We start from the raw sequence: 20,207 nt of genomic DNA, 5'->3' as shown, positions 1-20,207 counted from the left end.
GTACGGGTGTCAACGACCCACGCGCACGACCGAGCCCCGGTCGCCATGCGGCGGCCGGGGCTCCCGTTCGTACGACGACTAGTTGACCGTGACGTTCGGGTTCGCCGCGATCACCGCGACGAAGACGATCCAGAAGATGATGCCGATCACGATCGACACGAAGCCCAGGACGATCGCCCAGATGGCGAGCCCACGACCCCGCTCGCCGGTCTTCTTGATCTGGTTGAGGCCGATGAAGCCCAGGATGATCGAGATCAGGCTGAAGCCGAAGAAGACGATGATGAAGGCGATGATGGACAGGATGTTCCACTTCTCACCCTGGGCCGGAGCGGCCGTCGGCTGAGGGGGAACGGGTGCGGGTGCAGGTGCGGGTGCGGAGTCAGTCATGTGAGCGTTCCTCGTGATCTTGGTGGACGATTGGCCTTCCGCATACTGGCAGCAGCGAGCCGACCGCGTCAACGACCCAGAACGGGCGTCTCGTCATGCGGCGTCACTCGCATCCCGCCCCGTCATCGCCTCGCGCGGTACGCGGCTCGTTCCGCAGGGGTCAGGTGCTCGGTCGCGTACGAGAGCATCGTGCGCGGCATCCGCGGGGCGTGTTCGTCGAGGAACCCGGTGAGCAGGTCGCGGTCGACGCGCTTGCCGACCTCGCGCAGCATCCAGCCGACCGCCTTCTGGATGAGGTCCTCCCGGTCGTCGAGCATGCCCGCCGCGAGTCGCAGGGTCGGTCCGGCATCGCCCGCCCTGATGTCGGCGAAGGTCGCGATCACCGCGACCCGGCGCTCCCACAGCGAAGCGGATGCCGCGAGCCGGTCGAGGAGGGACGCGTCGCCGATCCCGTCCCTGACCATCTCGCCCACGAGCACCTCGGCCGTGCTGTCGACGAGGTCCCAGTTGTTCACCCGCCCCTCGCGGACGGCGTCGAGGTACGCGTGATGGAGCGCCTGGCGCGCCACCTCGTCATCGGTGCGGGGGCGGCGGGCGACCTCCGCCTGCCGCACCATGACGAGCAGTGCGGCGAGCCGATGCTCGTGCACCGGACTCGCGAGGAGCGCGACGGCCTCGGCGAGCGGCATCCGCTCGTATCGCTTCACGACGGCCCGGGTGGCCGGCACTCGGACGCCGACGAAGATATCGCCCTCGCCGTATTGACCCGAACCGGTCTTGAAGAAGCGCTGCAGGAAGGCGGCGTCGTCGGGATCGCCGGCCGCGTCGATGGCGGCGGCGAGGGCCGCGGCGGTGAGCGCCGAGTCGGTGAGCCGGGGAGCGTCGTCGTGCACGAGGGCACTCTAGACGCGGGCGTCGCCGGCCCGCGAGGGGACGACGAGGCGGGTGCGGGGCCGTGTTCGGCCTCGCACCCGCCGGGGGCGCAGGGATCGCGCGCTCATTCGGTGCCGTCGTGCAGCGGCGAGAGGTCGTCGTCGACGGTGACGGGCTGCGAATGCAGTTCCCGGCGTGCGTCGTCCGAGAAGCCGGGCGTGACGCCGGCCTCGGGCTGCGAGTGCAGCTCCCGCCGTGCGTCGGCGGAGAACGCCCGTGCGGCGTCGGACTGCATGCCCCGCTCGATCGCCCGCTCGATCCGGTCGGCGACGACCGGGGAGACGGCGAGGTCGCCGCGCTCGACCACGTGGCCTCGGGCGAGTGCGATCGCGGCCGCCTGGGCGGGGCGGAGGTCGTCGCGGACCTGGCCGCCCGCTGCGGCCAGGCCTGCGGAGCCGCTCGTGAGAACCATCAGTGATGCGGCGACGATGAGCACCGGGGCCGCCGTGCGTGTGCGCATGGCTTCATTCCTTTCGGGTTTCGGGTTACCACCCGTTCGGGGGTGATCTGAAACTACGAACCCCCGGCACCGGCCGAATCCGGGCGTGCACCCCCGCCCGCCTCCGAATATTCCTGAGCATTGCTCAGTGCATGGCGGGCCAACCGGCTCCGAATGGACGACGTGGGCCCTGAGAGAAGCGCAATGGCACGCTCCTGCGCGACGCGGCGAAGACCTCCGCGAAATCTTGCGTCCACGCACGAAAGCGGCGCGGGGCTGCAACACATCGCGAGAAGGCTGCGTCTAGCCTTGAGTGGGCGGCCGATCGGCCGCCATCGCATCGCACTCGCGACCACGCCCGGGAACGGAGGTTCACATGTCGAACATCACGATCGACGCCATCATCGGCGAACCCGAGGTCCTCGAGGACGAGGTCTCCGCCGCCGTCATCGCGCTCGCACTCGGCGTCGAGACCGACCCGGCCTGGCTGCGACTCAAGGAGTCGGCCACGCGGCTGCAGTCCCTCCAGGTGAAGGACGGCTCGGTGCCCGAGGAGGCCGACCGGTCCGAGGCATCCGCCCTCGTCGACGCGATCATCGAGTCGATCGAGGCGCTCGCGCCGCGGTTCCCGCACGAGGCCGCCTACCTCGCGGCATCCGTCGCCGACTTCCGCCGGTGGCAGGCCGAGGGCTTCGGCGTGCCCGACTTCCTCGACTCGCTGGTGGAGTTCCAGCCGCAGAAGCACCGCATCGACGGCATCCGCCACCTCGTGGTGTTCCCCATGGTGACCCAGAACGGCTCACCCGACCGGCACGTCGAGGCGCTCGTCGTCGAGACGATCTGGCCCGAGTTCATCGCCGCCCTCGAGGCCGGCGACTACTCGAACAAGCTGTTCGTGAGCCTGCGGCTCGTCGACTTCACGCCCGGGTACGACACGAACTCGGCGGTGCTGTTCCCCGAGACGGTCGCCATGCGCGAGATCCCGCCCTTCACGTGGGGTGCGATCTTCCAGGACCGCGAGGCGGCGCGCTACCGCAGGGTCGTGCGTGCGGCATCCGAGATCACGAAGCTCGAGCTGCCCGCCGACGCGGCGGCGCTGCTCGACGACCAGGAGCTCACCGAGCGCACGTTCGTGATGTGGGACATCATCCACGACCGCACGCACATGCGTGGCGACTTGCCGTTCGATCCGTTCATGATCAAGCAGCGCATGCCGTTCTTCCTCTACTCGCTCGAGGAACTGCGGTGCGACCTCACCGCGTTCCGCGAGTCGGTGAAGATCGAGCGACAGCTGCGCAAGCGAGCGGATGCCGACGAGTACCTGACCGCGGTCGAGTCGCAGCTGCTCGAGCAGGCCAAGCTCGTGCAGTACGCGGTGATCTTCGACCGGATCTTCCGGTTCGCGATCACGGGCTCGCGGGTGCGCAACTACGACGGGCTCGGCGGCCAGCTGCTGTTCGCGTGGCTCCACCAGAAGCACGTGCTCGAGTGGACGGATGTCTCGCTCAGCTTCGACTGGGACGCCGTGCCCGACGCCGTGGTGGAGCTCGGCGACGCGATCGATGAGCTCTACTGGAAGTCGATCGACCGCCCGAAGACCGCGCACTGGCTCGCGGCCTACGAGCTGGTGACGAGCGTCGTGACGCCCAACCCCGCCTCGGTGTGGGCGCAGGGCCTGCCGCGCGAGGTGCTCGCGGGTGCGCCGAAGGGCTACACCGACCTCGTGATGGACGACGAGTTCCCGCTGTCCATGTTCTACGAGGCGCTCGACAAGAAGATGAAGCCGGTCATCGAGTCGACGGTGGGCATCACCGCGACGTCGGAGCGCTGACCATGTCGGTCGCCGGCCGGACGGTGCTCATCGCGGGTGCGACGAGCGCGTCCGGCCAGGCGGTCGCCCGCGCGCTCGTCGACGCGGGCGCCGGCGTGGTGGTCGTGGGCAGCGACCAGGGCCGCCTCGACGCACTCGTCGCCGAGGTTCCGGGGGTGGTGGGAGAACTCGCCGACCTCACCGACGGCGACGACGTGCTCGAGCTCGCGATGCGCGTGCACGCGCGGGTCGGCGACCTCGACGGCGTCGTGCACCTCGTCGGCGGCTGGCGCGGTGGCGGTGGCATCCTCGGGCAGTCCGAGGAGGACTACCGCGTCCTCGAGCGGTCGTTCACCGCGCTCCGGTACGTGAGCCGCGCGTTCTGGACCGATCTCGTGGACTCGCCGGCCGGGCGCATCGCCATCGTCTCGTCGACGACGGTCGCCGCGCCCTCGGCGGGCAGCGCCAACTACACGGCGGTCAAGGCGGCGAGCGAGTCGTGGATGCAGGCCCTCGCCCAGGGGTTCGCGAAGTCGCCGGATGCCGCAGCCGCGGCCGTGACGTTTCGCGTGCGCTCGCTCGCGGGGCTCGAGGACGTGCTCGCCGACGCCGTGGTCGCCCTCTGGGACGCGGAAGCGGATGCCGCGACGCTCAACGGCTCGGTGACGGAGCTCGTCGCGCGAGCCTGAGCGCCGGCGCCGCGCCTGCCGCCTCAGCCGTCGTGCGTGCCCTCAGTTCGTGCCGCCGGTGGCGTGCACCGCGTAGCCCCAGCAGCCGGCGTCCTCCCATCGGTAGTCGTCACCCGTGCCCGCTTCGCCGTCGAGGGCGAGCTCCCACGCGGCGTACTCCTCGGGGGTGAGGTCTGCGGGCATCGCCGGGAAGCGGTTGGAGGCGTCGGGCGCGGGGTTCCACCACTCCCACTCGAGGTACTCCTGCCCGGCGTCGGCCATGCAGTCGCGGACGATCTGCTGGAAGGCCAGCCACGTCTGCTTCTCGGCGTCGGTCGGCCGGGCGGCACCCGGGGTCGGCGCGGGTGCCGGGCCGCCGGGCGCCTCGGGCTGCCCGGTGAGCGGCGGGCGCAGGTCGGGTGAGGGCGTCGACCGCGGCCCGGGCGTCGGCGCCGGAGTCGGGGCGGGGGTGCCGAGCCCACCGCCGACGGGGGGCGTCGGCGGTGGGCTCGGCGGCTGGGGGGTGGCGTCGGGGCTCGTCACCGGGGACTCGCCGGCGTCCGCTTCGTCGACGGAGCCGGCCGGCCCGCCGGACGGCGCGTCGTCGCCCTCGGCGATCTCGTATCGCTCTGCGCCGCTGGTCGCCGGGGCCGGGTACCGCGCGTCGTAGAAGACGGGTGCTCCCGTGGTGGCTGCGGCCGCGCCGACGAAGATCGCCGCGACGAGGGCGACGGCCACGCCGCCGCCGAGCAGCAGGATCCTGGTGCGCATGTCGCCTCCCCCGTCGTCGACCGGCGCGCCGTTTCGCGGCACGTGCGTCCGGACATGCTAGCCGTGATTGTTGCCCCCCGAAAGGGGCACAATGGGGGACCGCCCCTGCGCGTGCTCGCGCGCCACCCGCTCGCCCGCGGGTCAGGGGGTCGGCGTCGCGGCATCCGTCGCCGGCTCGTCGCCCGCGGGCGGCGCCGACGTCACCTCGACGACGGTGTCGGCGGTCGGATGCTGCGCCCGGCTGAGGAGCACGAACGGCGCGGCCACCGCCGTGATGAGACCGCTCCAGAGCATCGACCCCGCGTAGCCGGAGAGGTCGGCCGAGCGACCGAGGATCGGCTGGAACACCGCGCCGCCGGCGCTGCCGAGCAGCGAGTCGAACGAGAGCACGGTGGCCCGCTGCTTCGACGGGATCATGTCGTTGAGGTACGCCCGGTGCACCGGATCGTCGACGGACGACGCGATGCCCCACACCGCGAGCAGCACGATGGCGACCCAGAAGTCGTGCGTGAACGCGAGCGCCACGAGCACGATCGCGCTCGAGATCGTGGCGAGGAGGATGGCCGAGGTGCGCTTGCGGAACAACCGCCGCACGAACGGCGCGAGCACGCCGCCGACGATGCCCGCGCCCGAGAGGATCGCCGCCGCGAGGCCCGCGATGGAGTAGGCGCCCTCGTCGCCCCAGAGTTCGAGCAGGTACGGCTGCAGGGCGTAGAACACGTAGATGCCGACGCCCGCCGTGAACGGGGTCGCGAGCATGAGCCAGCGCACCGGCGGGTTGCCCAGCCCGTACTTCACCGAGGCACGAAGCACCGTGCCGGTCGCCTTGATCGGCCCCTCACCGCGCTCGGGCGTGAAGCCGAGGTCGCGCATGGTGAGCGCCGCCACCACGAACATGACGGCGAGCACCGCGCCGCGGATGAGGAACGGCACGCCGAGGTTCGTGAGCTGCGCGATCACACCGCCGAGCACCGATCCGGCGAGCATCGCCGCCCCTCCGACGATCATGGCGCGACCGAACACCGTCTCGAGGCTGCCCCGGTACTCCGTGGCGCGGAGGGCGTCGACGAGCCAGGCGTCGACGGCGCCCGAGAAGAACGTGAACCCGAGGCCCAGGAGGACGGACACCAGTGCCCACGCCCAGAACGGCGACTCCCACACCCACAGCAGCCAGTAGAGCACCGTGGTGACGGCGAGGGTCACGGTGCCGAGCAGGTAGGACGCGCGACGCCCGAGCGTGTCGGCCACGACGCCCGTCGGGATCTCGAAGAGGAACATGCCGGCGCTGAAGAACGCGTTCGCGGCGAACGCCTCCAGGTTGGTGAGCCCCGCGTCGAGCAGGAACAGGGTGTTGATGCCCCAGATGAACGAGGCCGCAAGGGTGTTCCCGAGCGTGAGCGTGTAGTAGACCGCCTGCACGCTTCGGGGCGTCGGGGTGCGGGCCGGCCGGGTCGCCGTGGTCACGAGTCGCTCCGTTGAAGCCTCACCCGATCATCTTGCTCCGGTGCCGGGCGCGTGCCAAGAGGCGCGGCGTGCGCGCGCCGAGCCGCCGTGGCGCGGCGCATTGACCCGGGCCGGATGCCGCCGATAGCCTCCGCACATGGTGCGCTTCCTCATTCGTGCTGCGGTCTTCCTCGGCACCGCGGCCCTCGGGCTCTTCCTCGCTGCGCTGCTCATCCCCGGATTCCACGTGCACCTGGCCGGATTCCTCGTGGCGATCATCGTGTTCGCGCTCGTCCAATGGCTCATCGAGTGGCTGGTCGCGAAGATCTTCCACCGGTCGGCGCCGACGGTCGCGGGCATCGCCGGCCTGCTGTCGACGTTCATCGCGCTCTGGATCGCCACAATCATCACCGACGGCCTCAGCTTCGACGGGGTCGGCGCGTGGATCCTCGCGGCCGTGGTCGTCTGGCTCACGACCGCCGTGCTCGGCTGGCTGGCGGCCAAGTTCCTGCTCCACGACCGGGCCGCAGCGCGCCAGCGCTGAACGAGGCACCGTTGCCCACCATCACGAGTTCCGACGGCGTCTCGCTGAACTACATCGAGACCGGCGACCCGGCGGCGAGACCCGTGGTGCTCATCGCCGGATTCAAGGCATCGGCGGCGAGCTGGCGCTACCAGCTCAAGCCCCTCGCCCGGGCCGGCCATCGGGTGATCGCGTTCGACCGGCGCGGCCACGGCGCCTCGGGCATCGGTGCGGGCGACCACACCATGGACCGCCACGGCGCCGACATCCACGAGCTGCTCACGGCGCTCGAACTCGACGACGTCACCCTGGTCGGCCAGTCGATGGGCGGCAACGCGATCTGGGCACTCGTGCAGCAGTTCGGCGCGAGCGGCATCCGGGACATCGTCATCGTCGACCAGACTCCCAAGATGCTCAACGCCGGCGACTGGGCATACGGCTTCTACGACTACGACGAGTCGAACGCCGACACGTTCTTCGCCAACGGAATCCCCGACCCCGGCCGCCATCCGGCGAAGTCGAAGGGGCTGGTGCGCATCGCGCGCGTGCTGAAGGCGATGGAGCTCCCCAAGGGCGGCAAGCCCACGTTCACCGCCGCCGAGCTCGAACTGCTGCACGACCACGCCACGCGCGACTGGCGCGACGTGATCGCCGGACTCGACCGGCCCGCGTTCTTCGTCGCCGGCGCCGAGAGCGAGTTCTGGCCGGCCGAGCATGCCGCGGCATCCGCTGCCCTGAACCCGGCGGCCACCTCGGCCGTCATCGAGCGCGACGGCCACGCCGCGAACATCGAGCAGCCGCAGAAGTTCAACGACGCGCTGCTCGGGTACCTGCGGCGCTGAGGGCTGAGCGCTCGAACCCCCGGCGGCGGGTTCACTGCCGCTGACGCACCCACTCGCGCGCATCCTGGTGCGCGCGATGCACGGCTTCGCCGATCCACTCCGAGCTCGCGTACACCCGGTCGGCGCCGATGCGCTCGAGCAGGCCGCCCGCGGCGAGCAGCTCGCGCACGCGATCGCCGGTGACCACCAGCCAGAGCGACGAGTCGTGGGCCTCGAGGTCGTCGAGGTAGCGCTCCAGTACGGCCACCGACGACAGGCCCAGCTCGTCGATGCCGCGGAGACGCACGATGACGGCCGAGCCGACCGAGTCGTCGGCGACCGCGGGCAGCTGCGCCTCGAAGACCGGGGCGCTCGCGTAGAACAGGTTGCCGTAGGGCTGCAGCACCACGACCTCGTGCGGGGGAACGGTGGTGACCGGATCGATCTCGCGCACCCGGCCATCGTCGTGGAACTCGAGCTGGCGCACTCGGAGCCGGTTCGACTGCTGGGCGACGAACAGGATGATGCCGAGGCCGACACCCACGAGCACCGCGAACTGCAGCGGGATGAGCAGGGTCAGGACGAAGGTGACCGCCATGACCGTCGCCTGGATGGCACCGGTCCTCATGACCGAGATGATGCGCGCCGGCTTGATCGCCCCCGCGCCGACGACCATCAGCAGGCCGGCGAGGGCGGGCATGGCGACGAGCGAGACGACGCCCGACGCGACGAGGATGACGAGCGTCATCACGATCGCCGCGATGAAGAGCGCCAGGCGGGTGCGCGCGCCGGCCGCCCGCACGAGTGATGAGGCCGACATCGAGCCGCCCACCGGCATGCCGCGGAACACGCCGGCGACGATGCTGCCGAGCCCCTGGGCGATGAAGTCGCGTGACGCGTCCGCCGGCTTGCCGTCGGCGTTCGGAACGGCTCCGGCGACGGCCGCGCCCTGCACCAGTCCCACGAACGCCAGCGACAGCGCCGGCAGCGTCAGGTACGCCAGGTCGCCGAAGGTGGGCAGGACCGGAGCGGGCAGCCCGGTCGGCACGTCCGCGACGTCGCCCACCGTCAGCACGTCCCAGCCGAACACGAAGGTGAACAGGGCGGCGAGCGCCGACCCCGCCGCGATCGCCACGACGAGACCGAGCGAGCGGAGCCGCGTCCGCGTCAACACCACGATCAGCGCGATCGTCACGAGCCCGACGGTGAGCGTGGGAAGGTCGATCAGCCAGAAGTGGGTCAGGGTGTCGACGGCGCGCGTCACGCGATTGGCTCCGAGCCCGGCGTAGCCCGTGAGGTTCGTGAGCTGGCCGAGCACGATGTTCACACCGACCGCGGTCACGAAGCCGACCATCACCGCGGTGGGTACGAAGCGCAGCATCCGCCCGCCCTTGAGCACGCCGGCGATGATCATGAAGACGCCCGTGAGCATGGCGAGCGTGAACAGCCCCCGATCGGGGTCGGGCAGCGCGCCGAGATCGGTGTCCGAGACGATGAGGGCCATCGCCCCCGTGGCCTGCACGGCCATGAACGTGCTGCTCGTGAGCACGGCCGCGCCGACCATGCCGAACAGGAACGCGTAGATGCCGGCGACCGGGTTGACGCCCGCGAGCAGCCCGATGGCCAGCCCGTCAGGGACGCTCTCGATGCCGAGGATGGTGCCGGCCAGCGCGTCCTTGCCGAGCGTCTCGCGCCGGAACACGTTGCGCACGCTGCGCCACCACGCGGCGAGCCAGGGCACGCGGGGCGGCGCGTTCGTCATGGACCCGACCCTAGCCCCCGGGGACGCGCGTGCGACAGGTGCGCGACGTCGCTACGCCGGGAACGCCTTGCCGGGGTTCAGCGTGCCGAGCGGATCGAGCGCCTGCTTGATCGCCGCGTGCATCGCGATCACCCGCGGCCCGAGCTCCTCGGCGGCGCCCGGCAGCTTCAGCAGGCCCACGCCGTGCTCGCCCGTCACGGTGCCGCCGAGCTCACGGCAGTCGTCGACGATGCGGTCGAACGCGAGCTTCGCCCGGGCCTTGGCAGCCTCGTCGCCCTCGGGCGCGATGATCAACGGGTGCAGGTTGCCGTCGCCGGCGTGGGCGATGTTCGCGATGACCACGTCGTGCGCGGCCGCGGTCGCCTGGATCCGCGACAGCATCTCGGGCACCGCGCCGCGCGGCACGCAGATGTCCTCGGTGAGCACCGGCCCCAGGCGCTCGAGCGCAGGGTAGGCGAGGCGGCGGGCGAGGAACAGGCGGTCGATCTCCTCGGCGTCGGTCGCCCGCTCGACCGTCACGGCACCGGCATCCGTCATGATGCGGGCCACGGATGCCGCGAGCTCCTCGCCCGCGGCCCCCACCTCGTCGACCTTGGCGAGCAGCATCGTGTCCACTCCGTGGGGAAGCCCGAGGGACTGCCACGCGTCGACGGCCTCGACGCAGGTGCGGTCGATGAGCTCGAGCGCAGCCGGGACGATGCCGGCCGCGGTGATCTCGGCCACGGCGACACCCGCTTCGCGGAGCGAGCCGAACGAGCCGACGATCGCACGCTCCTCGCGGCCGCCGAGCGGCAGCAGTTGCAGCGTGACCTGGGTGACGACGCCGAGGGTGCCCTCGGAGCCCACCATGAGCGCGGTGAGGTCGTAGCCCGTGACCCCCTTCGCCGTGCGCCGTCCGAGGTCGACCACGTCGCCGTCGGCGAGGACGACCCGCATGCCGATCACGTAGTCACGGGTCACCCCGTACTTCACGCAGCAGATGCCGCCCGCGTTCGTCGCGACGTTGCCGCCGATCGTCGAGATGCGGTAGCTGGCCGGGTCGGGCGGGTACCAGAGCCCGTGCGATGCCACCGCCTCGCGCACCGTGTCGTTGATCACGCCCGCCTCGGCGACCACGTAGCGCTCGGCGACGTTCACCTCGACGATGCGCGTCATCCGCTCCAGTGAGAGCACGATGCTCTGCGCCACGGCGTTCGAGCCGCCCGAGAGGCCCGTGCCCGCCCCGCGCGGCACGACGCGAGCACCGGATGCCGCGGCGAGGCGCACCACGGCCGACACGTCGTCCTCGTGCTCGGCCAGCACCACGGCGAGCGGCCGCTCGCACGGCGCCCACTCGGCGTCGTCGTGGGCGTACGCGTCGAGGGACGCGGCATCCGTCAGCACCTGGTCGGCGCGGAGCATCCGGAGCAGCTCGGCGATGACCGTCTCGTTGGCCTGCATGCCGGCTAGCTCCGTGCCAGCGGATGCAGCAGCGAACGCCAGTCGTCGGGGACCCGGTCGCGGGGCGCCGGGGCACCCTGCGCGGTCGGCCGGCTGTCGGGCGCGGCGAGCTTCGGGCCGTCGACCGAACGGGCGGCCGCGTAGTCCCAGAACCAGTCCTCGCCGGGCTCGAACGACTGGGCGATCGGATGCCCCTGCTCGCGCGCGTGACGGGAGGCGTGCTGCTCGGGCGAGCTGTCGCAGCATCCGACGTGCCCGCACTGCGCACAGCGCCGCAGGTGCAGCCACCAGCCGCCCGCAGCGAGGCACTCGGCGCAGCCCTCGCCGGACGGCGGAACATCGGGATCGATCGCCGGGGTCTCGTCGGTCATGCGAGCGAGCCTAACCCGGCGTCGCTCGCCCCGCGCCCGTCAGAAGGTGCGGGCGAACGGCAACGGCCTGCGCATGCGCACGAGCAGCAGGATCGGGATGAGCACGTACGGCAGGTTGAAGGCGAGGAACTTGACCGGGTTGGGCGTGATCCACTCGGGCTCGCCGAAGAACTCGACGCCGAAGACGATGATGCCCGTGATCGACGCGATCATCGTGGCGTAGATCACGCTGGGCAGCTGGATCCAGTTCCAGCCCTTGACGATCGAGATGACGAGCAGCACGTAGAAGACCGGGTAGACGAACGCCGAGAGCCCCGTGACGAATCGCATCCACACCGGCGGCTGCATGAACAGCGGGTCGGTGTCGTGCGCGTACCACCAGTTCGCGTTCACGAGGAAGTTCGGCGAGGGCTCCGAGAAGTCGATGCCGAGCGTCGGCACCATGTCGCTGATCATGCTCGTCACCGCGAACAGCGAGAACACGACGAGGAAGAACCAATCGAACGGGCGCTCGCGCAAGGGCAGGTTCGGCGGGCGGCACGGGTCGGCGGATGCCGCGGCGGCGGGCGCACCTGCGCGGGCCGCCTCGACGTCGGGGCTGGGCGGGGCGGTCATGGGGCACGAGCGTAGCGGCGCGGCGGCACCTTCGTCCACGCGGTCTTCGTCGGGGCGGTCTTGGTCCGGGCGGTCTTCGTCGGGGCGGTCTTCGTCGGGGCTGTCGATTCCGGTCGGTCGACCGCGTCGGTATGGTGACGGCGCGAATCCCGCGCCGGAGCGAGAGGATGACGACATGTCCAAGTACCTGATCCTGATCTTCCAGGACGAGGCGGCCGCGCAGCCGTCCGGCGACTCCGTGAGCGCCAACTACCGCGCCTTCATGGAGAAGCACGCCGGGGCCCTTCGGGGCGGGGTCGCCCTCGAGAACCCGGCGACGGCGACGTCCATCCGGCGCGACGAGTCGGGCGAGTCGATCGTGACCGACGGCCCGTTCGCGGAGTCGAAGGAGGCGCTCGGCGGCACGTTCCTCATCGAGGCGGCCGACCTCGACGAGGCGCTCGCCATCGCCAAGGAGGTGCCCGCGGGCATCGGCGTCGAGGTGCGGCCCGTGCGGGTCGTCAGCTGATGCCGACGGCCGCCGGTGCCGAGGTCGCACTCGCGCTGGAGCAGGCGCACCGCGAGTGGGGCTTCGTGCTGGCGGCCACCATCCGCGTCGCGGGCGACATCGACTCCGCGGAGGAGGCCGTGCAGGACGCGTATGCCGTCGCCCTGGCCACGTGGCCTGATCGCGGCATCCCGGCCAACCCGGCCGCGTGGCTGACGGTGACGGCCCGGCGCCGCGCGCTCGACGTGCACCGCCGCGAGGCGACCGCCCGTCGGGCGCTGCCCAAGCTGGTCGACCCCGAGCCGGAGCCGATCGACGAGCAGGTCGAGGCGATGGACGGCATCCCCGACGAGCGGCTGCGACTCATCTTCACGTGCTGCCATCCGGCCCTCGCGCCCGAGGCCCAGGTCGCGCTGACCCTCCGCCTCGTCTGCGGCCTCGCGACTCCCGAGATCGCACGGGCGTTCCTCGTCCAGGAGGCGACGATGGCCGCTCGCATCACGCGGGCGAAGCGCAAGATCCAGGTGGCGAACATCCCGTATCGCGTGCCCGAGGGCGACGAGCTGCCGGCGAGGCTCGAGCAGGTGCTCGACGTCGTGCACCTCGTCTTCACGACGGGGCATTCCGCGCCGTCGGGTGCGCAGCTCACGCGGGGCGACCTCGCCGAGCGCGGCGTCGAGCTCGCCCGCATGCTGCGTGCCCTGCTGCCGTCCGATCCGGATGTCGCGGGGCTGCTCGCACTCGTGCTCCTCACCGATGCGCGGCGGGCCGCTCGCGTCGACGTCGCCGGCCGGCTGGTGCTGCTCGAGGAGCAGGACCGCGCCACCTGGGATCGCGCGGCCATCGCCGACGGAGCCTCGCTCGTCGCGGAGGCGCTCGGTGCGGTGCGGCCCGGCCGACCGCCCGGGCGGTACGCGGTGATGGCCGCGATCGCCGCCGTGCACGACGAGAGCCCCACGTGGGCCGACACCGACTGGGACGCGATCCTCGCCCTCTACGACGTCCTGCGCGTGACCTGGCCGACGCCCGTGGTCGAGTTGAACCGGGCGATCGCGCTCGGCTTCGCCGACGGGCCCGCGGCCGGCCTCGCCGAGCTCGACGACCTCGCCGCGGATCCGCGTCTCGCCAGGTATCCGTACCTCGCCGCGGCCCGAGCCGACTGCCTGCGGCGGCTCGGTCGCACCGCTGAGGCGCGGATCGCCTACGACGAGGCGCTGATCCTCACCGACAACGAGGTGGAGCGCGAGTTCCTCGCAAGACGCATCAGCGCGCTCGGCGGGGGCTGAAACCCACCGCTCAGCGGCGCGTATCGACGGCCTTCACGCCGTCATCCGCGATCGCGTCCGTCGGCGCCGCCACGCGGAGCTGGACGCCCACCTCGGCGAGTCGTTCGAGCTCGCCGGTGTCGGCTCGGGCATCCGTCACGAGCGTGTCGATCCGCTCGGTCGGCACCGTCTGCACCATCGAGTCGACGCCGATCTTCGTGTGGTCGGCGAGCACCATCACCCGCTTGGCCGACTCGACGGCCGCTCGGTCGACGCTCGCGACGTGCATGTTCGGGGTGCTGAGGCCATTCGCCGCGGTCAGACCGTTGCCCGAGAGGAAGAGCTTGTGGAATCGCAGCCGCGACACGGCCTTCTCGGCCTCACCGCCGATGACACCGCGGATGCTCCCGCGAAGAATGCCGCCGATGAGCAGCACCTCCACATCCGCGGCATCGAACAGCGCATTCGCGACGAGCACCGAGGTGGTGGCCACCATGAGACGCCGGCGAGTGAGTCGCTGTGCGAGTGCCTGGGTGGTCGTGCCCGCGCACAGCATGATCACGTCGCCGTCGTCGATGAGCTCTGCTGCGAGCTCCGCCATCGCGAGCTTCTCGTCAGCGGCGACGACCGCCTTCTCGCGATAACTCGGTTCGTCCATGCTCGAGCGGCCGACGGATGCCCCGCCTCGGTGTCGCACCACGAGGCCCGCCTCCTCGAGCGCCTTCAGGTCCCGCCGGATCGTGATCTCCGACGAACGGACCATCCGGGAGAGATCGGCGACCGACGAGGACCCGTGCACCGACAGCGCGGAGAGGATGACCTGGCGCCGTTCCTCGGTGAACATGCGGCCTCCCCTCACGATGCGGCCGCCGTGCGGCACGGCCGTCGACCAGCCTAGGCAGGATCAGCGCGGTGGGCACCGGCGCCGCGGCATCCGGTGCCCACCCTGGTCACCCGGCGTTGCAGGTGACCTTGGCGTCGGCCCAGTCGGCGTGGTCGTAGTTCTTGCCGTTCGTCGCCTCATCGGCGACGAGCCGAAGCCGCTTCACGCCGGTGACGTCGACGTGCAGCGGGAAGGCCGGGTCGTCGTTGGTCAGCACCGTCGTCTCGGCGAGCAGCACGTCGTCGCCGTAGACGCGGAACCGGACCGAGCCGATGCCGCTCTCACCGGGCGTCTCGAGCACCTCGTCGTCGATGCCGACGATCGCGTCGAAGGTCGAGCAGGTGGCGCCGAGCCACGCCGTGACCGAGCCGGTCGCGTGCATGCCGACGCCCTTGGCGAAGACGACGTCGTCGATCTCGATCGGCCGGCCGTCGCCCGCGGCCGCCTGACCGTTCGACTGGTCGCGCTCGACCGGACCGTAGCCGTTGGACTGCTCGAGCCATTCGAGGTCGGAGACGAAGTTCACGCCGTCGAGCGGCTCGGGCGTGACCCACAGCGTGGACTGCGTCGCCGCGGTGCGCTCCTCGTCGCGGTCGACGCGGTAAGACGCCTCGATGGGGATCTCGACGGTTCCGCTGACGCCGTCGGCGGGGACGGTGAGGGTCCAGGAGCCCTCGAGCTCCCGCCCAGCGGCCAGCTTCTTCGCTGTGACGGCTCCGCCCTCGACCGTCCACCCTTGGGGCACGACCGGGGTCACCGTGACCTTCGTGGCATCCGCCTCGACGGAGAACGACGCCGTCAGTTCCACCGTGGAACCCGGTGCGACCTCAGCGGACGACGGTTCGACCGCCAGGTCGACCGCGGCCCACGGCTCCGCCGGGTCCAGGCAGCTGTCGCGGTGCGGCTTCGCCAGGCAGACCACGGCCGCGAACCCGCCGTTGTCCGCCGTCGGGATCGACAACGTCTGGTCTTTCGTCGTGCGCGTCGTCGTGAGCAGCGTCGCGGATCCGTTCGCGCCGTCGTCGGTCAGGAGGTCGACGATGAGGTGCTTGCCGCCGAACTGCTCGAGCGGCAGCTGCAGCGGTTCGCCCGATCCTGCGCGCATGCCGCCGACGTACCAGCGGTCGCCGGCTCGCCGAGCGAGCACCACGTCGGAGGCCGGGGTTCCGCTCACCAGCTGGGTCTCGTCCCAGGTCGTGGGGAGGTTCTGCAGGAACCGCTCGGCATTCGGCTCGGCCGCGTAGGCCTCGGGCTTGTCGGAGAGGTGCTGCCAGCCCGACTCGTAGACGATGCTCATCGCGACCTCGTGGGCCTTCGAGGAGTTGCCGTTGCCACGGGAGAAGGTGACCGGGGTCCAGTCCATGGAACCCACCACGTTGCGGGTGAACGGAACCATGAGGCTCCGGGCGGGGCTGATGCCGTTCTCGGCACCGCGCACGGCCTCGTAGCTCATGATGTGCGGCCACGTGCGCTGCAGCCCCGTCGGGAGGGAGGCACCGTGGAAGTTGATCATGAGGTGATTGGCCGCGGTGTCGGCCGCGATCTGGTCGTACCACTGGTGGATCGCCTGGCTGTCGGTGTCCATGAAGTCGACCTTGATGCCCTTGACGCCCCACGACGCGATCCGCGGCAGCCACTCGTCGCGCTGCTCCTGCGTGCGCAGGTCGCGGCTGTGGAACCAGATGATGACGTCGACGCCCTTCGTCTCGGCGTAGCGCACGGTGCGCGGCACCCAGCTCGCGTCCCAGCCCTCGTCGAGCAGCACGTACTCCCAGCCGTTGCGGGCCGAGAGGTCGACGAAGTCCCGCTGACGGGCTTCGTCCTTGGGGCTGTTCCAGTCGGTCAGCCAGCTCCAGCTCGAGACGCCGGGCTTGATCCACGACGTGTCCTGGCCCTCGAGTGCGTTCGGCGTGGCGAGATCGTCGACGATCGTCGACTCGACCACCGTGTCGAGGCCGCCGACGATCGCGACGCGCCATGGGGTCGAGAGGTCCCCCTGGGAGGTCACCGGGGCGCCCTGGAAGAGGTCGACGCCGTAGCGCAGCGTGCCGGGCGTGTGCGCGAGGTGGGAACCCGAGTAGTCGCCGTGCACGTCGGACTCGGTGAGCAGCACGTAGTGCTCGCCCTGCTGGAACAGCGCGGGGTATCCGACGCTGCCCGTTCCGTTCGACGCGGCCGCGGTCGTCTGCATCCATTCGGCTTCGTAGTTGACCGCGTAGGACCGCTGCATCCATGCCGCGCCGTCCGCCGGCATCTCCCATGCGCCCGACTCGTCGTCCACGCGGTGCTCGCCGTCGCCGGCGATCAGGTATCGGTAGGCGGCGCCGTCATCGGAGAGCCGCACGGCGATCGAGAACCGCGCACCGTCCGCGTTCTCGAACTCGAACACGGACTCCTGGAACGTGTACGACCGCTCCTGCTCCTTGCCGGTGGTCATCTCGTAGACGTCCGCGACGAGATGGTCGTCGCGTCCAACGAAGACCAGCCCGTCGCGGAAGTCGCCGTCGCTCCCGGTGAGGCCGAGCCTCGTGGCCTGCACCACCGTCGTCTCGCCGTCGACCACGTCGAGCGCGACACGTCCCGCGGAATCGAGCTTCACGACGCCATCCAGCGGAGACCCCTCGGGCCCGTCGATCGCCCACTGCTCGACGACCACCGGCTCCTCGGGCACGTCGTCGTCGCAGGTGACCCTGGCGTCCGCCCAGTCGGCGTGGTCGAAGTTCTTGCCGTTGGTCGACTCGTTCGCCACCAGGCGCAGGACGTCGACACCCGAGACATCCGCCGTCAGCTCGACCGCCGCGTCGTCGCCCGTGACGACCCCGGTCTCGGCGAGGAGCGTGCCATCGCCGTACAGCTGGAACTGCACGGTGCCGATGCCCGACGTCACCTCGTCGTCGAGGCCGACCATCGCGCTGAAGGCCGTGCAGTTCGCACCGAGCTCCACCGACAGCGCCCCGGTGGCGTGCATGCCGACCCCCTTGTCGTAGACGACGCCGCCGACGGTGATCGGCTTGCCGTCGCCCGGCGCCGACTCGCCGTTGGACGTGTCGCGCTCGACCGGACCCCACCCGTTCGACTCGTCGAGCCAGGGCAGGTCTGAGATGAACACGTCGCCGACGGGAACGTCGGCGCTGGCGGGCAGTGCTCCGGAGACGGCTGCGAGCCCGCCTCCCAACAGGCTTCCGCTGACGACGAGCGCGGTGGTGGCGGCTCGACGGCGATGGGTGTGACGGGGCACGAGGTCTCCTTCGACGTTCGCGATGGCCCTCATCCGAGGGTCTCGACGTCAGGCTAGGAACCCGTGATCGAAACGGTCAACGACCTGTTCGGTATCGATCGCTCGTGGCCTTCAACCGGTCAGTAGCGATCACCTCGACGGCCGGAGAAGTCCGTCGCGCGAGGGATCCGGGCCGCCGCCGCCGGTCGCTAGCGTGGAGGGATGTCCGTCTCAGCAGCGCCGCCCGTGCTCGACGGCGTCGAGTGGGTGCGACCGCGACCGCTCCGGGCGGCGTACCGATACGACCTCATCCTGGCGCTCGTGATGGCCGTGGGCACCGCCGCGAGCGTGGTGCTCTCCCGCATCACCGGATGGGGCGAGGATGCCCCGTGGTGGGGTTCGGTGCTGTGGGTCGCCGCGATGAACCTGCCGCTCGCCGCGCGGCGGCGCTGGCCCGAGATCGTCGCGCTCGTGGCATCCGCCGCCTTCGTCATCGGCGCCGTCACCGAGGTCGGTGAGGTGCTCTTCTCGAACATCGCGCTGTTCATCGCCATCTACACGGTCGGTGCGTGGGGCCGCAGCCGGCTGCGCGCCAACGTGGTGCGCGGCGTCATCGTCGTGGGCATGTTCGTGTGGCTGTTCTGGGGCCTGATCGTCGGCTCACTCACACCCGACCAGCTGCCCGAGATGTCCCGCGAGGGCGTGATCTCGCCGTACCTCGCCTACGGGCTCATCAACGTGCTCACCAACCTGCTCTACTTCGGCGGCGCCTGGTACTTCGGCGACTCCGCCTACCGCTCGGCTCGATCGCGAGCCGAGCTCGAGCAGCGCACCGCCGAGCTCGCCGCCGAACGCGAGCGCACCCGCGCCCAAGCCGTGGCCATCGAGCGCCTTCGCATCGCCCGGGAGTTGCACGACGTCGTCGCGCACCACGTCTCGGTCATCGGCGTGCAGGCCGGCGCGGCGCGGCGCGTGCTCGCGAAGGATCCGGATGCCGCGGCGGCGGCGCTCTCGGCCATCGAGTCGAGCGCCCGCGACGCCGTCGAAGAGCTGCACGGGCTGCTCGGCACGCTGCGCAGCGACACCGGGCCGGTCGTCGCGCCGGCCGCAACGGGTCCGGCCGCATCGGCGCCAGCCGCTGAGCCCGCCGTGACCAGCACGAGCACGCGCGGCATCGACCGCCTCGATGAGCTCGTGGCCGAGTCGGTGGCCGCCGGCGTGCGCACCGAGCTCGCCATCGTCGGCGAGGCGCGCCCGGTGTCGGCGGTGATCGGCGTCAGCGCGTACCGGATCGTGCAGGAGGCGCTCACGAACGTGCGGAAGCACGCCGGCGCGTCGACGAGCGCCGAGGTGCGGGTGCGGTGGTCGGATGCCGCGGTCGAGGTCGAGGTGACGAACACCGGTGTCCGTGGCGGTGGTGATGGCGGCAGCCGCCGTGGTGGCGACCGCTCGGGCGATGGCGGCGATGGAAGTCCGGCCGTCGGCGCGGGACTCGGCCAGGTCGGCATGCGCGAACGCGTCGCCGCGGTCGGCGGCACCCTCGAGCTCGGCCCCCGCGCCCGCGGCGGCTACCTCGTGCGCGCGGCGTTCCCGCTCCGGCGCGAGGAGGTGCGATCGTGATCCGCGTGCTCGTCGTCGACGACCAGGCCCTCGTCCGCGGCGGCTTCCGCACCATCCTCGACTCGGAGGACGGCATCGAGGTCGTCGGCGAGGCGGCCGACGGGGCCGAGGCGGTGGCGGCCGTCGCCGAGCTGTCGCCCGACGTCGTGTGCATGGACGTGCAGATGCCCGGCATGGACGGGCTCGAGGCCACCCGGCGCATCACGGCGGATGCGGCATCCGCTGCGGCCGTGCTCGTGCTCACCACGTTCAACCGCGAGGACTACCTCTTCGCGGCGCTCGAGGCCGGTGCCAGCGGGTTCCTGCTCAAGAACTCCAGCCCAGAGCAGCTCATCGAGGCGGTGCAGGTCGTGGCGCGCGGCGACGCGCTGTTGTCGCCGGATGTCACGCGGCGCGTGATCGAGGCGGTGGCGGCATCCGGCGGCCAAGGGCTCGATGCGGCTCGTTCGTCGGCGCGGTCATCGACCGCGCCGACCGTGCGGCCGACCCCTCCCGCGACGGAGACGGCCCGCTCGGCACCGCCCGCGCTCGCGACGCTCACCGAGCGCGAACGGGAGGTGCTCGAGCTGCTCGCCCTGGGCATCTCGAACGCCGAGATCGCGCAGCGCATGTGGGTCGGCGAGGCGACGGTGAAGACGCACGTCTCGAAGGTGCTCATGAAGCTCGGCCTGCGCGACCGCGTGCACGCCGTCGTCTTCGCCTACGAGCACGGGGTGGTGCGCCCGGCGTCGTGACGGCGTCTCGCCTCGGTC

General features: G+C 71.3%; 19 protein-coding genes. 8 read left to right on the top strand and 11 right to left on the bottom strand.

The window, feature by feature from the left end; translation table 11 throughout:
* Positions 1 to 78: 78 nt before the first annotated feature.
* From J2X63_RS08580 to J2X63_RS08570, 3 genes are all read right to left on the bottom strand, one after another.
* On the bottom strand, positions 79 to 387 hold the full coding sequence (locus J2X63_RS08580) for a DUF4190 domain-containing protein (RefSeq protein WP_309976116.1): 309 nt from the start codon (positions 385 to 387) through the stop codon (positions 79 to 81).
* A 122-nt stretch (positions 388 to 509) separates the two neighbouring features.
* The gene (locus tag J2X63_RS08575; protein ID WP_309976114.1) at positions 510 to 1,280 is read right to left on the bottom strand and encodes a DNA alkylation repair protein; all 771 of its coding nucleotides are present in this window, start codon (positions 1,278 to 1,280) and stop codon (positions 510 to 512) included.
* A gap of 104 nt (positions 1,281 to 1,384) precedes the next feature.
* Complete coding sequence (locus tag J2X63_RS08570; protein ID WP_309976113.1) at positions 1,385 to 1,780, bottom strand: hypothetical protein; 396 nt, start codon at positions 1,778 to 1,780, stop codon at positions 1,385 to 1,387.
* 355 nt (positions 1,781 to 2,135) lie between these two features.
* Between J2X63_RS08570 and J2X63_RS08565 the strand changes: the two genes are divergently transcribed.
* Positions 2,136 to 3,590, top strand: coding sequence for a DUF6421 family protein (locus J2X63_RS08565; RefSeq protein ID WP_309976111.1), 1,455 nt, complete (start codon positions 2,136 to 2,138; stop codon positions 3,588 to 3,590).
* A 2-nt stretch (positions 3,591 to 3,592) separates the two neighbouring features.
* Complete coding sequence (locus J2X63_RS08560; RefSeq protein ID WP_309976109.1) at positions 3,593 to 4,258, top strand: SDR family NAD(P)-dependent oxidoreductase; 666 nt, start codon at positions 3,593 to 3,595, stop codon at positions 4,256 to 4,258.
* A 42-nt stretch (positions 4,259 to 4,300) separates the two neighbouring features.
* On the opposite strand, the gene J2X63_RS08555 is transcribed toward J2X63_RS08560, so the two are convergent.
* Positions 4,301 to 5,008 carry a hypothetical protein gene (locus J2X63_RS08555; protein WP_309976107.1) on the bottom strand — a complete coding sequence of 236 codons (708 nt, stop codon included), beginning with the start codon at positions 5,006 to 5,008 and terminating at the stop codon, positions 4,301 to 4,303.
* Positions 5,009 to 5,149: 141 nt separating this feature from the next.
* The gene (locus J2X63_RS08550) at positions 5,150 to 6,472 is read right to left on the bottom strand and encodes an MFS transporter (RefSeq protein ID WP_309976105.1); all 1,323 of its coding nucleotides are present in this window, start codon (positions 6,470 to 6,472) and stop codon (positions 5,150 to 5,152) included.
* A 136-nt stretch (positions 6,473 to 6,608) separates the two neighbouring features.
* On the opposite strand from J2X63_RS08550, the gene J2X63_RS08545 reads away from it, so the two are divergent.
* Entirely contained in the window at positions 6,609 to 6,995 is a 387-nt protein-coding gene (locus J2X63_RS08545; RefSeq protein ID WP_309976102.1) for a phage holin family protein, read from the top strand.
* Positions 6,996 to 7,006: 11 nt separating this feature from the next.
* Positions 7,007 to 7,816 (top strand): alpha/beta hydrolase, encoded by an 810-nt coding sequence (locus J2X63_RS08540; protein WP_309976100.1) that lies wholly within the window; start codon positions 7,007 to 7,009, stop codon positions 7,814 to 7,816.
* Between the two features lie 31 nt (positions 7,817 to 7,847).
* Here the strand turns inward: J2X63_RS08540 and J2X63_RS08535 are convergent, their stop codons facing one another.
* Genes J2X63_RS08535 through J2X63_RS08520 form a run of 4 tightly spaced genes read right to left on the bottom strand, consistent with a single transcriptional unit; the run spans position 7,848 to position 11,983 of the window.
* On the bottom strand, positions 7,848 to 9,557 hold the full coding sequence (locus J2X63_RS08535) for a SulP family inorganic anion transporter (RefSeq protein WP_309976098.1): 1,710 nt from the start codon (positions 9,555 to 9,557) through the stop codon (positions 7,848 to 7,850).
* Positions 9,558 to 9,608: 51 nt separating this feature from the next.
* Positions 9,609 to 10,997 (bottom strand): FAD-linked oxidase C-terminal domain-containing protein, encoded by a 1,389-nt coding sequence (locus J2X63_RS08530; protein ID WP_309976096.1) that lies wholly within the window; start codon positions 10,995 to 10,997, stop codon positions 9,609 to 9,611.
* A 5-nt stretch (positions 10,998 to 11,002) separates the two neighbouring features.
* A complete protein-coding gene (locus J2X63_RS08525; RefSeq protein WP_309976093.1) occupies positions 11,003 to 11,368 on the bottom strand; it encodes a UBP-type zinc finger domain-containing protein in 366 nt (121 codons plus the stop codon).
* A gap of 39 nt (positions 11,369 to 11,407) precedes the next feature.
* Positions 11,408 to 11,983: an emopamil-binding family protein gene (locus tag J2X63_RS08520; protein WP_309976091.1), complete on the bottom strand. Its 576-nt coding sequence runs from the start codon at positions 11,981 to 11,983 to the stop codon at positions 11,408 to 11,410.
* 175 nt (positions 11,984 to 12,158) lie between these two features.
* Between J2X63_RS08520 and J2X63_RS08515 the strand changes: the two genes are divergently transcribed.
* Positions 12,159 to 12,491 (top strand): YciI family protein, encoded by a 333-nt coding sequence (locus J2X63_RS08515; RefSeq protein ID WP_309976089.1) that lies wholly within the window; start codon positions 12,159 to 12,161, stop codon positions 12,489 to 12,491.
* A complete protein-coding gene (locus J2X63_RS08510; RefSeq protein ID WP_309976087.1) occupies positions 12,491 to 13,756 on the top strand; it encodes a DUF6596 domain-containing protein in 1,266 nt (421 codons plus the stop codon). Before J2X63_RS08515 ends, J2X63_RS08510 begins: the two co-directional genes overlap by 1 nt.
* Before the next feature lie 10 nt (positions 13,757 to 13,766).
* On the opposite strand, the gene J2X63_RS08505 is transcribed toward J2X63_RS08510, so the two are convergent.
* Together J2X63_RS08505 and J2X63_RS08500 are read right to left on the bottom strand one after the other, a co-directional pair.
* On the bottom strand, positions 13,767 to 14,579 hold the full coding sequence (locus J2X63_RS08505) for a DeoR/GlpR family DNA-binding transcription regulator (protein WP_309976085.1): 813 nt from the start codon (positions 14,577 to 14,579) through the stop codon (positions 13,767 to 13,769).
* 106 nt (positions 14,580 to 14,685) lie between these two features.
* Entirely contained in the window at positions 14,686 to 17,856 is a 3,171-nt protein-coding gene (locus J2X63_RS08500) for an NPCBM/NEW2 domain-containing protein (protein ID WP_309976083.1), read from the bottom strand.
* A gap of 201 nt (positions 17,857 to 18,057) precedes the next feature.
* Between J2X63_RS08500 and J2X63_RS08495 the strand changes: the two genes are divergently transcribed.
* A complete protein-coding gene (locus J2X63_RS08495) occupies positions 18,058 to 19,455 on the top strand; it encodes a histidine kinase (protein ID WP_309976081.1) in 1,398 nt (465 codons plus the stop codon).
* Positions 19,452 to 20,189, top strand: a complete 738-nt coding sequence (locus tag J2X63_RS08490) for a response regulator transcription factor (protein ID WP_309976080.1) — start codon at positions 19,452 to 19,454, stop codon at positions 20,187 to 20,189. The genes J2X63_RS08495 and J2X63_RS08490 overlap by 4 nt, the downstream gene beginning before the upstream one ends.
* The last annotated feature ends 18 nt before the right edge of the window (positions 20,190 to 20,207 follow it).

Origin of the sequence: Agromyces sp. 3263 (assembly GCF_031456545.1) — a bacterium.
In the GTDB taxonomy this organism is placed as follows: Bacteria; Actinomycetota; Actinomycetes; order Actinomycetales; family Microbacteriaceae; genus Agromyces.
This window is presented reverse-complemented; position numbering and strand designations above follow the sequence as displayed.